Genomic DNA, 13,087 nt, shown 5'->3' on the forward strand with positions numbered 1-13,087 from the left:
CAAATGGAGAGAATTCTTGTCCATTAAGAAATGTTACAAATTACATGGGTACATTAAGAAAAGTTAAGGGGTTACATCCATTGATGGATAAGGGTTTTCGGCTATTATAGTATATATGTATGGGGGGAAGTTCAGGTATAATAGCCGTCTGTTGTTGCAGGGAGATTTGTAGGGGGGCGATCTGACTTTGATAGGTTTGCCATTGGCTGAGAGCTTGGCGGGCGAGTTCTTCGTTACCGTGATTTAGGGCTAATTGGGCGCGTTCGTGCCAAGTTTGAGCGGCTTTTTCCTGTTGTTGTCGTTGGCGCTCGGTACGTTTCTGGGTAGCGACGGCCGCCGCCAGGGCTTGTCGCATTTGTATCAATTCCCCTTCCATCTCCAAGATCGCCTTTTCCAGCAGTTTTTCTGGATCTTGGTTTTCCTGAATCAGACTATTGACTTGGGCGCGAATTGCTTGGCCCATGCGATCTAACAAACCCATTGCCGTCCTCCCGATACCAACCCTAATAGTTTACCGAAGTGCCGCTCCTATCAATAATGATAGAACTAGGGACGGGGGACTGGGAGGGATTGACTGTTTCTGAAGGTGGCGGACTACTGGGAGAAGGGGATGCTTGTAATTCTGGCGGTAACTGTTTCATTAACTCCGCCGCATCCTGTGGGTTTTGATTGGCCAAGCGACGGGCTTTTTCCCGTTGAAAAAAGGGTAAATTAGCGGGTGATTCTTCTCTTTGGCGCAATTCCTCTAACATTCGTTCGTTAATGACCGCCGGAGAGGGGACGGGGGTGACTTGGGACGGTGGTGGCGGTGGTGCGGAAACTAGGGAAGATACGGGCGGGGTACTGGGGTCCGGGGGGGAGACGGGTAAAGATTGCTCGATCTTACTGACGGGTAATTGATGGGCCGGCATCAGGGACGGTGGCGGATTCGGGGGTAAGAGGGCATTAGTCGGATTGATAGCGGTGGGGGGACTCTGAACCACTGGTGGGGCGGTAATATTAGTTATCGGGCTAGTTTTAACTGGAGGAGCGGGAATATTAACGCTCAGACTGGTTTGAGGAGTTTTCTGTACTGGACGAGCGATCGCTATCAATCGATCGAGGTGGCGGGAGTTATTTTGGTGCTGCTCGCGGGGGGAATTCTCAGCTTTCCTCGGGGTGGGGGTGGTGCTGGTTAACCATTGATTGAGACTGAGGAGACTATTGGCAATTAAAAAGATCACCATTGCCCGGATACCCCAAGGGGTAAAAAAGACATCTTTAGCTGGGGGATAGACGTTAATGACAGCAGCTTCGAGATATTCCGGTTCCCGAGCGGGATCGATGGCTGAACTGGGTTGATGGACGATCGAGAGAGGCAAATCTTGGGAGGATGGGGATCGATCGGATTTCATGACGGTATTATAGGGTTATGCTGAAAAGTTAAGTAGGTAGGCGTTAAAAATTATCAGAAACCCCCCTTATCAAGGGGGGACTAAGGGGGGATCGGCACCCCCCTTATCAAGGGGGGCAGGGGGGATCGAATCTAAAATCCATTTTTAATTTAATTATAACCAGCTACTTAGGGGTTTTTTCGTCCCAGTCTAACGTGGCATTCCCTAGATTTTCCCTATGTCTTTACATTCTCTTGACAAAATTTTGACGGTTATTACTCAACAGGCGGGTTGGGAGGAATATCGCCACTATGAGCAAGTGCTGCAATTATGGGCAAAAATTGTTAATCCCCGTCTGCTGGAGCAAACCCGGCCTTTTTCCCTGAGTCGTGGGGTTTTATCGGTGGCTACCAGTAGCGCCGCTTTAGCACAGGAATTGTCTTTACAACGCTATAGCTTATTAAAACGGCTTAATAGTCAGTTAGAGACTCCCCTGAGCGATATCCGCTTTTCTGCCGCCCGTTGGCAGCAGGATAGTCAGTTAATTCCCCCAGAAGCGATCGCGCCTAATTCCCTCAGAGATCATCCTAGTTATGTCACCCCGGAAAAACCGCCAGAAAATCCCCAGCAACTGGACGGTTTAGAGAGTTGGAGCCAGAAAATAGTTCACAGAACCCGATCCTGGCCAATTTGCCCTCGTTGTCAGTCTCCCACTCCCTCCGGAGAGCTTGAGCGTTGGCAATGTTGTGCTTTTTGTTTTGCCCAGTCGGGCGGGGTAAAAGATGCAATTTTTTTATAGTATTGTGGAAAGAGTGGTTTTGAGTCGGGAATCAATAGGCCTATCTTTTCTGTCTTAATTGAACCTGTATTCATCAATTCTATCGAGCTAAGGCTTGATCCCCGTTCTGTTATTGCTGATACTAGACCCAATAACCTCGGCCACAACTGAGTTTAACTCTTCAGTTTTGAGACAGTGCTGCTTTTTGCAAAGTAACTATTAAAAGATTCTAAAAATAAAATTTTTTTTGGGGATCACTAGAAACTATATGGCATATCAGTTCTAGCTATGCTAGTCAGGAAAATACCCTTGGCGCAGGGTAGGACAATATTACACAGAGCGAAAAGAGAGTCATCCTTTGAGTTCCTTATAATCATCTTCCTTTTAAAGCCAACCCATGCAAGCCGCAAACTTTCTTACTTCTTCCTGTCGATACTGCCGATACTATCAAACCCAAGGTCGGCGCGGTGGCACTTGTCAACAACTAGATGTTCCCGTCGAAGCTCATTGGAAAGCCTGCACTCTAGCGATGCCTCCTTTTAGCACTGAATGGCAACAACTCAATCGGGTGGTTAGTTTAGAACAGTCTCTAGAATTAACCTGTACGGTGTCGCCCACTCCCGTGGTGGTTTCCCCTCGTCGTCATGCTCCCCGACAACCGACGGCAGTTTAGAAGATCTGAGGCCTAAACAGGAGCAAAAAATTGGCGTTGCCCATTAAAAATATGAATTCACCCCTCCACATCTTTTCGAGCGCTATTTTTGAGATAATAGATGAGTTAATTGCCAAAATAAAGCTAGGAAAGGCGAGAGGCAGGAGTCAGGAGATGATTCTCCCCATCTCCCTCCGCAAGGCACACGAAGTGGTTCTCCCCACTCCCATCTCTCCAATTCATAATTTATAATTCATAATTCATAATTCCCACTTCCCGATAATTAATGTCGCCAGAATGCCCCTGATGACTTCTCATCGTCCCCTAAAAATTGGTATAGTTGGCACAGGGTTCGCCGCTCAACGTCGCGCTGAAAGCTTGCAAGCGGATGATCGCGCCCAGCTTCTGTATGTTAGCGGTAATAGTCCCGAATCGATCGCTAATTTCTCGCAAAAATACCAAATTTCTGCCCTAGATTCGGCACTAAGCCTTGCCAGCCATCCCGATCTCGATCTGATTGTCATTGCCAACGTTAATCAGGCCCATGCCTCGATCGCCCGTACTGCCTTAAAATCTGGTAAGCACGTTATCGTCGAGTATCCTCTGGCTTTCCACCCAGCGGCAGCAGCAGAATTAATCACCCTAGCCGAAACCGAGAACAAATTACTGCACGTCGAACATATTGAACTTTTGGGGGGACTGCATCAAACCCAACAGCAATATTTAGCCAGCCTCGGTAATATCCACCTAGCCCGTTATACCACGATCGTCCCAGGCAGACCGGCACCCCGGCGCTGGACATTTCATCGGGATTTATTCGGTTTTCCTTTGATTGCAGCCCTTTCTCGTATCCATCGCTTTACTAATTTATTTGGGGAAGTGGAGTCCGTGTCCTGTCATTGTCGTTATTGGAATGCCCCGGAATCCGATTATTTTCTGGCCTGTTTGTGTGAGGCGCAGTTATTATTTAAAAATGGCTTAATTGCTGAAGTTACCTACGGCAAAGGCGAAGTTTTTTGGCAAAATGAGCGAACTTTCACTATTCATGGCGAGGCGGGCAGCTTAATTTTTGAAGGGGAAACAGGGCAGTTAATTAATAGTGAAGGTAGCCAAGCTTTAGAAGTGGAAACCCGTCGCGGTCTTTTTGCCAAAGATACCGCCATGGTACTAGATTATCTGTTCGATCGGGTTCCTCTCTATGTTACTCCCCAAGCCAGTCTTTATGCCCTAGAAGTGGCATACGCTGCCTATCAATCTTCTTTGTCGGGAAAAACAGTTTTTCTCGCGGACAATTAAACCGACTTAGACTTTTTGAATTAACTTTCTGCCTAGTAAACCCTGGGGACGAACTAACAACATAATAAAGAGAATAGCAAAAGCGATCGCCTCTCGATAACCGGAATATTCTGCGGGAACAAAAGCTTCGGCAATACCCAATAATAAACCACCGATTACCGCTCCGGGGATACTTCCCAACCCCCCTAAAACAATCACTCCTAAACCTTTTAATCCGAAAGCAATACCGAAATAGGGGCCAGCGATACTAACACTAGAACCGACTAAAGTTCCTGCTAAACCTGCCAAGGCACCACTGATAAAAAAGGTAATCACGATAAATTTTTCGGGATTGATCCCCAACAAACTGGCCGTGGTGACATCTTCAGCTACCGCTTGTAAAGCTTTGCCCATTTTGGTAAAATTAACCCAATAAGTTAGTAAAGCTACCATAACTGCTGAAACCAGAAAAATAATAATCTGAATTGTGCGAATTGCCACGGGGCGATCGGCTGTACCGAAATTAATTGCGGGGGGAAGATTGCCATAAATCCCATCGGGAAAAGTATAAATTTCTGCCCCGACTAAGTATTGAATAACATTGACAATCACCACCGCTGCCCCTAGGCTAGAAACCAAAGTTAAGAGAGAATCGGAACCCCGTACCCGGAGAGGTTTAAAGGCCAATCTTTCCAGAAGAACCGAGGTGAAACCTGAAAGGATACAGCCTAACAAAAGTGCTAAAAAAAAGGGTAAGGAAAAGGGTAATTTGGCATTAGCTAATAAACCATTAAAACCGAAAACTCCCCCCGCTAGAGCATAGGTAAAATAGGCTCCGAGGGTAAAAATTGCGCCATGGGCAAAATTGATAATACCTAAAATGGAAAAAATCAAAGTGTAACCGAGGGCAAAAATAGCATAGACACTACCGATCGATAAACCGTTTAAAACCTGTTGAAAAATTGTTACTAGATCCATTGTCAGGGTTAGCTAGGGTAACTTTTGATTATAACCGACGGTTGCCACCACATCTGGTAAAGGACGCTGGAGTTTATATAACCAGAATAAACCGAAAAGACCGACGGCAATCGCTCCTAAACTAATTATTTGCGCCATTTTCAGCGGCCCAAACATTAAACTATCGGTGCGTAGTCCCTCGATCCAGAATCTACCTAGACTGTAGGCGATAAAATAGACTAGGGTAAGGGTGCCAATTTTTAATTTACTGGGGTGTTTTAAACCCCAGAAAAACAGATAGATGAGTAGGGCAAAAACTGCCAGATTCCAGAGAGATTCGTAGAGAAAGGTGGGGTGAAAATAATCGACGGCGATATATTCTAAAGGACGACTAGCCGGAGGAATAAACAACCGCCAGGGTAAATTAGTCGGACTGCCAAAAGCTTCCGAATTAAAAAAGTTCCCCCAACGTCCGATCGCTTGACCGAGAATAACTGAAGGTGCGACTAGATCGAGTAATTGCCAAAGAGAAACCCGATTAATGCGGGCAAAGATTAGGGCCGCCAGCAAACCCCCGATAATTGCCCCGTGAATAGCGATACCTCCCTTCCAAATGGCGATAATATCAGCAGGATTTGGCGCGTATTCTTGCCACTGAAAGAGAACATAGTACAGACGGGCTGCAGGTATAGCCCCCACTACTAACCAAATGGCCAAATCAGCGATTAAATCCGGATCGATCGCTCTTTTTTGGGCGAGGTACTGGGAGAGGGTGACACCCAATAATACCGCCATAGCGATGAGAAATCCATACCAGCGCACCGAAATCGGTCCGACCTCCCAGAGAATCGGGCCGGGGGACTGAAAGACAAAACCTAAGAGCATAAAATTATTAAGAATAAAAAATTTTATCTTTCCTATAGTATCTTATGTTATGATCAGATACAGTCCTATGTTTGCGGATGTGGCGGAATTGGTAGACGCGCTAGATTTAGGTTCTAGTATCTTTTCGATGTGTGGGTTCGAGTCCCTCCATCCGCATTAACCCCGGGGTCGATGAAGTGTAACCTAATTTGGTGTTGACGACCGACGACCCAAGAGGGAAAACTTGTTGATTTCCATTGTTGAGACTCCGATTCGGGAGATTGGTATGAGATTTAACGTCGAAAAATCTTCCTTTTATTTTTTCAGCTGACTTCTTACCCAATTCCGAAACGCTTGTACTAACTCTAGGTAATCCAATGTTTCAGCTTGTTGTAAAAATATATAGCAGTTTTCATCAGAATGAGGTATGGGCAAGGGGCTTAAACCCCTTGTTGGCAAAACTTGTCGATACCTCAGTAACGTGAAAAGCGCTATAGATGGCGTTCGTAGGGAGAAACTTGAAGCAACAAAGGTAAAACATCGTCAGAAAAAGCTGGACTGGAAAGCACTGTCAAAAGATGTCTAAGAAAATCCCGAGGCAAGATTAAGAGACAGATCCGAGAAGTTTGGAGTGAGACCAAGTGCCATTTGCTATGCCTTAAAAAAAATGAAAGTTACCAGAAAAAAGAAGGAACTTCGTTATAGAGAAAGAAACCGAGAAGAAAGAATAAAATACTACAGAGTGCTGAGAGAATTGATTAAAATATATTGATAATAATCATACTTCAGTGGGGGCGATTCAAGGCTTTAACTGGCAAGATAGACCAGATTTGGCTAACGCGCCTTTGACCGTTTCTCATTTTCCTAATGTGGTGAACGGAGCAGCCGATACTCAAACTACTGGGAACAATTCCTGGAGAATAGTTACTTCCCGGTTTGTTTCTGGGGGGAATGACTTTCTCAGTGTCAATGGGCTTCCAGAAATAACAGGGGTAAATGGGGGACTTTTAATATTCGCCCAGAATTTCGTATTGGTGGAGCAATTCAATGGGTCCGCTGGTTTAACAGAGAATAGCCGAGCTAGTAATCACCACGGAAAATAAAGCTACCGAATTGGCAGGATATTTAGCTTGGAAGTTTGGATTACAGGCTAATTTACCCTGGAATCATCCTTTTAAAAACCAAGCACCTTAAAGTTAATCGCGATAGTTAAACAAAAATTTATGGTTTTTCTTTTAGTGTGTTTTATTCTCCCTTTAATTTTGTCCGAATAGCTAGTAAAAACCAAACTGCAATGATTTTTATTGCATCAGGGCTAATCAGTTCAATTGCCTTGTCGTTAATTCTCCCAGAAGAAAAGTTAGCGATGGCGTTGCCCGCTCCGGCTGCTTTGATTGGCGCCGGGTTAACTCAATGGTCAGCTACTAAGGAGGATAAGGGGTGAAGTGGAATTATTAAGGGGTATCTATGTTGACATCCTCACCGCCGGGGCCAGACGGTGATGACTGGCAGATCGAACAAACTTAATTAAACGACCGACCGCTGGGTTGACGCTTCACGGGATGCCGCTACCTTAGCGGTAGTCTTACGCTTTCCGACCCGTCCGTTTTCAGTGTCCGAATGCCGGACGGCCACTTTGAACAAGTGGAAAAAATCTCATGTTCAACCTTATTTCCTAGAAAGTTTTACTCGTTTAAGGCCGAATTTGAATTCTTTTCTGAACGAAACCCCCTACTATCTGTGGTCAAGGTTCAGTTTTTAGCTTGGTTATCGGTTTTTCCATTGTAGCTTAAAGCCGTCCTAAAAGGACGGGGTTTTCAACCCAAATTTTCGATAAGAAATTATTCAATCAATCGATCGGGTGACATTCTAGGCTATGATTTCCCTGACTATAGTTATTTCTCTACATTAAGGAAAATCTACGATGACAACCTTTCCCATCGATTTGAGTGCCTATAAACCCATCAGTCTCGACCCCAGTAACCCCACCCTCACCGACGAGCAAAGAAGCGCCCTAAAAGCCAATATCCAACTCTGTCGCGATGCTATCATCTTTTTTACTGCCACGGGTGCGGCCCGGGGTGTGGGTGGTCACACCGGCGGCCCCTACGATACCGTCCCGGAAGTGGTGATTCTCGATGCTCTTTTCCGCAGTCAACCTAGTCAATTTGTACCAATTTTCTTCGATGAAGCGGGACACCGCGTCGGTACTCAATATCTCATGTCTGCGTTAGAAGGTTCTTTACCCCCAGAACAATTAATGCACTACCGCGAGGCTAATTCTAAACTCCCTGGACACCCGGAATTAGGATTAACCCCCGGCGTCAAATTTAGTTCTGGCCGTTTAGGACATATGTGGCCCTACGTTAACGGTGTCGCTTTAGCTAACCCAGGGAAAACCGTTTTTTGCTTAGGTTCCGATGGTTCTCAACAGGAAGGCAATGACGCGGAAGCTGCCCGTTTAGCTGTGGCTCAACACATCAATGTTAAGCTAATTATTGATGATAATGATGTGACGATTGCTGGTAATCCTTCCAAATATTTACCCGGTTATGATGTGGCTAAAACTCTCGCCGGTCATGGACTAAAAGTGTTAGTGGGAGATGGGGAAGATATCGATAGTTTGTATCGCAATATCTGTGAAGCAATTAATACTCCCGGCCCGATTGCGATTATTAATAAACGTCCCATGTGTCCCGGTATTGAAGGGTTAGAAGGTTCTAACCACGGTCATGATGTGATTTCTGTACCCTTGGCTTTGAAATATTTAGAGGCAAAAGGACACAGTGCCGCCGTGGAATATCTCAACAGTATTAAGAAGCCTTCTAATGACTATAAATTCCTCGGTTCTGGAGATAAATGGGGTTCTAACCGCAACGTTTTCGGCGAAGCAGTAGTCAGTCTTTTAGGCAAAATGAGCGAGGAAGAACGCAAGGCTAAGGTATTAGTAGTAGATAGCGATTTAGAGGGTTCCTGCGGTCTGAAAATTATCCACGATAAACATCCCGAAGTGTTTATTCCTTCCGGTATTATGGAACGGGGCAATCTTTCGGCAGCCGCCGGTTTTGGTATGGAAAAAGGTAAACAGGGAATTTTCGCCACCTTTGCCGCTTTTCTAGAAATGTGTATTTCTGAAATCACCATGGCCCGCTTGAATTATTCTAATCTTTTATGTCATTTTTCCCATTCTGGTATCGATGATATGGCGGATAATACCTGTCACTTTGGTTTGAATAATTTCTTTGCCGATAATGGACTGGATGACGGTTACGAAACCCGTCTTTATTTTCCGGCCGATGCTGCACAAATGACCGCTTGTGTCGAGGCAACTTTCCATCAACCCGGTTTACGTTTTATCTTCTCGACTCGTTCTAAAACTCCCAATATTCTTGATACTAAAGGTAATAATTTCTTTGGCGATGGTTATACCTTTGTCCCCGGAAAAGATGAAGCAATTCGAGAAGGCACTGCCGGTTATATCATCAGCTTTGGCGATGGTTTATACCGCGCTTTGGATGCAGTGGAACGTCTAAAACAAGAAGGTATTGACGTGGGTTTAATTAATAAACCGACTCTCAATGTAGTGGATGAAGAAATTATCGCTAAAGTTGGTAGTTCTCCCTTTGTTTTAGTGGTAGAAGCATTTAACCGTCGCACGGGTTTAGGTAGCCGTTATGGTTCTTGGTTACTCGAACGCGGTTTAACTCCTAAATACGCCTATATCGGTACTCACCATGAAGGTTGTGGCGGTTTATGGGAACAGTTCCCCCACCAAGGTATTGACCCAGTTGGTATCATTAGTAAAGTTAAATCTTTAATCGCTTAGATAGTATTTTAGGGTGGGCTTTAATCAGTTATCAGTTATCAGTTATCAGTAATCAGTAATCAGTCAACAGTGAACATCTTTAATAATTAAGTAGGTAGGCGTTAAAAATTATCAGACACCCCCCTTATCAAGGTAGGGTTGATTCATGAATCAACCCTACTATCAATCAACCCTACTATCAATCAACCCTACTATCAATCAACCCTACTATCAATCAACCCTACTATCAATCAACCCTACTATCAATCAACCCTACCCTTATCAAGGGGGGCAGGGGGGATCGAACCTAAAATTCATTTTTAATTTAATTATAACCAGCTACTTAAGATTTTAGCTTGGTTGAGAGCTTGAACATTTGTACTAAAATTTCCAAGAAGCAGTTTAAATCCATTACAGCTGATAAACTTTAGCGGCTCAAATCGCACAGTTGAGGGGAAATCCCCCTTAACTAGGTACGGTAAGCCCCTAGGAGCCGACAAACCGGTCAATCTAGAATAATCTCTAGGGTATAAAAGTAATCTCTTATAGAAAATGCAGCCAACCAATCCACAACAATTTACAGAAAAAGCTTGGGAGGCAATCGTCAAAACGCCGGACATTGCCAAACAGAACAGCCAGCAACAAATAGAAAGCGAACATCTAATGAAAGCCCTTCTCGAACAGGAGGGATTAGCGGGCAGTGTCTTTAGTAAAGCTAATATTAGTCTAGCCCGTTTGCGGGATCGAACCGATGACTTTATCCGTCGTCAACCGAAAATCTCTAACCCTGGCGACTCGATTTATTTAGGTCGTAGCTTAGATAGTTTACTTGATCGAGCAGAAAATTATCGCCGAGAATTTGGAGATGACTTTATTTCGATCGAGCATTTAATTTTAGGTTACGCTAAAGATGATCGCTTCGGTAAAAATATTTTTCAAGAATTCGGACTTACCGAAAGCAAACTCAAAGAAATTATTCAACAAGTCAGAGGTAGTCAAAAAGTGACCGATCAGAATCCAGAAGGCAAATACGAAGCCCTAGAAAAATACGGACGGGATCTGACCCAATTGGCACGGGAAGGTAAATTAGACCCCGTAATTGGACGGGATGACGAAATCCGTCGCACCATTCAGATTCTCTCGCGTCGGACTAAAAATAACCCAGTTTTAATCGGGGAACCGGGAGTAGGAAAAACAGCCATTGTCGAAGGATTAGCCCAGCGGATTATTAACCGTGATGTGCCAGAATCTCTATTAGATCGGACTCTTATTTCTCTCGATTTAGGTGGCTTAATTGCGGGAGCAAAATATCGCGGGGAATTTGAGGAAAGATTAAAAGCTGTCCTCAAGGAAGTCACCGATTCCCAAGGCAATATCATCATGTTTATTGACGAAATTCATACCGTTGTCGGTGCGGGAGCCACTCAAGGGGCAATGGATGCGGGCAATTTATTAAAACCGATGTTAGCCCGGGGTGAATTGCGTTGTATTGGGGCCACTACCCTCGATGAGTACCGTAAATATATCGAAAAAGATGCGGCGTTAGAAAGACGTTTTCAAGAGGTTTTAGTGGATGAACCAAATGTGGTCGATACTATTTCGATTCTTCGCGGTCTCAAAGAACGTTATGAGGTGCATCATGGGGTAAAAATTGCCGATAATGCTTTAGTAGCGGCGGCACTGCTTTCTAATCGTTATATTAGCGATCGCTTTTTGCCCGATAAGGCCATTGATTTAGTTGATGAAGCGGCGGCAAAATTGAAGATGGAAATCACCTCTAAACCCGAAGAACTCGATGAAATTGATCGCAAAATTCTTCAGCTAGAAATGGAAAAACTTTCCCTACAACGGGAATATGATCCAGCTTCGCGAGAACGGTTAGAAAAGTTAGAAAAAGAACTGGCTAACCTCAAGGAAGAACAATCGGGATTAAATGCCCAATGGCAAGGGGAAAAAGAGATTATCGATAAAGTTCGTGGGGTTAAAGAAGCGATTGAACAAGTTAATCTGGAAATTCAACAGGCCGAACGCGATTATGATTATAATCGCGCTGCGGAATTAAAGTTCGGAAAATTAACCGATCTGCAGCGGCAAATGTCCGCCCTAGAAACTCAATTGGCCGACAAACAAACCACTGGCAAAAGTTTATTAAGAGAAGAAGTTCTCGAATCGGATATCGCCGAAATTATCTCGAAATGGACGGGAATTCCTCTCAATAAATTAATCGAATCGGAAAAAGAAAAACTCCTCAATCTGGAAGAGGAATTACACGAAAGTGTCATCGGTCAAGAGGAAGCGGTCACAGCCGTAGCCGAAGCGATTCAACGTTCCCGCGCTGGTTTATCAGACCCCAACCGTCCCACGGCCAGCTTTATTTTCCTCGGTCCGACGGGTGTTGGTAAGACAGAATTGGCGAAAGCTTTAGCTCGCAATCTCTTTGACACGGAAGAGGCTCTAGTTCGCATCGATATGTCGGAATACATGGAAAAACACAGCGTTTCCCGTCTTATGGGTGCGCCTCCGGGATACGTCGGCTACGATGAAGGGGGACAATTAACCGAGGCAATCCGGCGTCGTCCCTACTCTGTCATCCTCTTTGATGAGATTGAAAAAGCCCATCCCGACGTTTTTAACGTTATGTTACAAATCCTTGACGATGGGCGCTTAACCGACTCTCAAGGTCATCTGGTTGATTTCAAAAATACCATCATTATTATGACCAGTAATATCGGTTCTCAATACATTTTAGACGTGGCCGGTGATGAGTCTCGTTATGAGGAAATGCAGGCGCGGGTGATGGAAGCAATGCGGAATAGTTTCCGTCCCGAATTCCTCAATCGTATCGATGAAACGATCATTTTCCATAGTTTACAAAAAGCGCAACTGCGATCGATTGTTAAACTACAGACAGCCAATCTCAGCGATCGCTTGATGGAACAAAAATTAGCCCTGAAACTTGCCGATATTGCCCTCGATTATCTAACAGAAATTGGTTACGATCCAGTGTACGGTGCGCGACCCTTAAAACGGGCAGTACAAAGATATGTGGAAACTCCGATCGCTAAGGCAATTCTGCGCGGCGAATTCAAAGGGGGAGACACGATTTTTGTCGATGTGGCCGATGAAAGATTGACCTTTAAACGGTTAGCTTCCCCGGTAGTAACTGCTTAATTAAGTAGGGTTTGCTGAAAAAGTTTTTCGGTGGTGGCAGGGTGTGGGGTGTGGGGTGTGGGGTTTTACTCATTTTCAGGTGGTCAATTACCTAATTTTCAGGGAAAAAATCCCTAAATTTTCCCCCCAATCACTCCAATGGTAGGCACTTTTTCAGGGAAAAAAAGTCTAAAAGCCTTATCCAACAAGGTTTTTAGATTTATTCAGCAACC

Annotated in this window: 9 protein-coding genes, 1 tRNA gene and 2 pseudogenes; 8 read left to right on the plus strand and 4 right to left on the minus strand. The window is 44.6% G+C overall.

Annotation, left to right across the window (positions count from 1 at the left end):
• Positions 1-127 precede the first annotated feature (127 nt).
• Positions 128-481, minus strand: a pseudogene (locus IM450_RS22235) (PspA/IM30 family protein); the annotation flags it as partial.
• Between the two features lie 22 nt (positions 482-503).
• The gene (locus IM450_RS22240) at positions 504-1,394 is read right to left on the minus strand and encodes a hypothetical protein (protein ID WP_287668689.1); all 891 of its coding nucleotides are present in this window, start codon (positions 1,392-1,394) and stop codon (positions 504-506) included.
• A gap of 217 nt (positions 1,395-1,611) precedes the next feature.
• Here IM450_RS22240 and IM450_RS22245 point away from each other — a divergent pair, with 217 nt between their 5' ends.
• From IM450_RS22245 to IM450_RS22260, 4 genes are all read left to right on the plus strand, one after another.
• Positions 1,612-2,172, plus strand: coding sequence for a DUF721 domain-containing protein (locus tag IM450_RS22245; RefSeq protein WP_287668692.1), 561 nt, complete (start codon positions 1,612-1,614; stop codon positions 2,170-2,172).
• Between the two features lie 376 nt (positions 2,173-2,548).
• Positions 2,549-2,824: a hypothetical protein gene (locus IM450_RS22250; RefSeq protein ID WP_287668695.1), complete on the plus strand. Its 276-nt coding sequence runs from the start codon at positions 2,549-2,551 to the stop codon at positions 2,822-2,824.
• A 51-nt stretch (positions 2,825-2,875) separates the two neighbouring features.
• The gene (locus IM450_RS22255; RefSeq protein ID WP_043997756.1) at positions 2,876-3,055 is read left to right on the plus strand and encodes a hypothetical protein; all 180 of its coding nucleotides are present in this window, start codon (positions 2,876-2,878) and stop codon (positions 3,053-3,055) included.
• 45 nt (positions 3,056-3,100) lie between these two features.
• On the plus strand, positions 3,101-4,099 hold the full coding sequence (locus IM450_RS22260; protein WP_287668698.1) for a Gfo/Idh/MocA family protein: 999 nt from the start codon (positions 3,101-3,103) through the stop codon (positions 4,097-4,099).
• 6 nt (positions 4,100-4,105) lie between these two features.
• Here IM450_RS22260 and IM450_RS22265 read toward each other — a convergent pair whose 3' ends face one another.
• Positions 4,106-5,056: a branched-chain amino acid ABC transporter permease gene (locus IM450_RS22265; RefSeq protein WP_002801282.1), complete on the minus strand. Its 951-nt coding sequence runs from the start codon at positions 5,054-5,056 to the stop codon at positions 4,106-4,108.
• A 12-nt stretch (positions 5,057-5,068) separates the two neighbouring features.
• Positions 5,069-5,920 (minus strand): prolipoprotein diacylglyceryl transferase, encoded by an 852-nt coding sequence (lgt, locus tag IM450_RS22270; RefSeq protein WP_002801283.1) that lies wholly within the window; start codon positions 5,918-5,920, stop codon positions 5,069-5,071.
• 73 nt (positions 5,921-5,993) lie between these two features.
• Here lgt and IM450_RS22275 point away from each other — a divergent pair.
• The 4 genes and pseudogenes from IM450_RS22275 (at position 5,994) to clpB (ending at position 12,875) form a co-directional block, all read left to right on the plus strand.
• Positions 5,994-6,076: transfer RNA gene (locus IM450_RS22275), tRNA-Leu, on the plus strand.
• A 331-nt stretch (positions 6,077-6,407) separates the two neighbouring features.
• A pseudogene (locus IM450_RS22280) lies at positions 6,408-6,668 on the plus strand (IS630 transposase-related protein); the annotation flags it as partial.
• Between the two features lie 1,155 nt (positions 6,669-7,823).
• On the plus strand, positions 7,824-9,725 hold the full coding sequence (locus IM450_RS22285; protein ID WP_002801285.1) for a transketolase C-terminal domain-containing protein: 1,902 nt from the start codon (positions 7,824-7,826) through the stop codon (positions 9,723-9,725).
• Positions 9,726-10,256: 531 nt separating this feature from the next.
• Positions 10,257-12,875 carry an ATP-dependent chaperone ClpB gene (clpB, locus tag IM450_RS22290; RefSeq protein ID WP_287668705.1) on the plus strand — a complete coding sequence of 873 codons (2,619 nt, stop codon included), beginning with the start codon at positions 10,257-10,259 and terminating at the stop codon, positions 12,873-12,875.
• The last annotated feature ends 212 nt before the right edge of the window (positions 12,876-13,087 follow it).

It is taken from the genome of Microcystis sp. M083S1, assembly GCF_020246405.1.
Classification (GTDB): domain Bacteria; phylum Cyanobacteriota; class Cyanobacteriia; order Cyanobacteriales; family Microcystaceae; genus Microcystis; species Microcystis aeruginosa_C.